The 723-nt window shown below is 75.0% G+C and carries 1 pseudogene; it reads right to left on the bottom strand.

From position 1 onward, the window contains the following. Positions 1-454: 454 nt before the first annotated feature. Positions 455-723: pseudogene (locus tag DD1DGNOD_RS08835) on the bottom strand (deoxyguanosinetriphosphate triphosphohydrolase); the annotation flags it as partial.

Raw genomic sequence — 723 nt, 5'->3', positions numbered from 1 at the left:
GAGCGCCAGCGGGCTGGTGTCACGGAGGCCGTCCGGCGCGCACCTCGTGTCACCACCGGGTGTCACCACCGGCTGTCAGCCCTCCGGAAGGCAGCCCTCCGGAAGACTGTCCGGGCCCCCGCAGACCCGCATTCTTCCTCGATGTTACTTGTCATCTGCACCGCAGTGCCGATCTTACGACCGCAGCATGTGACACGCCGTGTCCCGGACACTCCCAACGGGTCGGCGACGCGCCGGTCGGCGCCCGGTGCCGCCGGGCACCGCGGCACCGTCACGCGGCCGGCGGCAGGGGGTCACAGCCGGTCCCGGAGCCGTCCGCGCGGAGCGTGACCGGCCACGCGATCCACGGGCCGGGCGGCCACCGCCGGGGCGGGGCCGTCCACACGGGCCGTCCACACGAAACAGTCCGCGGGAGACAGTCCGTGAGAGCACTGCTTCCAGGGCGGGGACGCCGTCACAGAACCGCCGGCCAGCGCCGGCCGGTCAGTTGTGCGTGGCGACGGCCCGCGCTGGCGTCGGTGAGCCGGGCGATCTGGTCGACGACCACCCGTAGCCTCGCCGCGTCGTCACGGGCGGCGGCCCAGGCCGGCCGCAGCAGCGGGTCGAGCGCCTCCGGCGCGCGCGCGAGCAGCAGCGCGACAAGCTCCGCGATGACCTCCCGCTGGCGCCGTTGGCGCTCGTGCGCGTCCCGGCGGTCCATGACGAAGGAGGCGGCCACCCCCT

Source organism: Candidatus Protofrankia californiensis (genome assembly GCF_900634765.1).
GTDB classification, from domain to species: domain Bacteria; phylum Actinomycetota; class Actinomycetes; order Frankiales; family Frankiaceae; genus Protofrankia; species Protofrankia californiensis.
The sequence above is the reverse complement of the archived record's forward strand: the minus strand, read 5'-3'. Positions and strand labels throughout refer to the sequence as shown.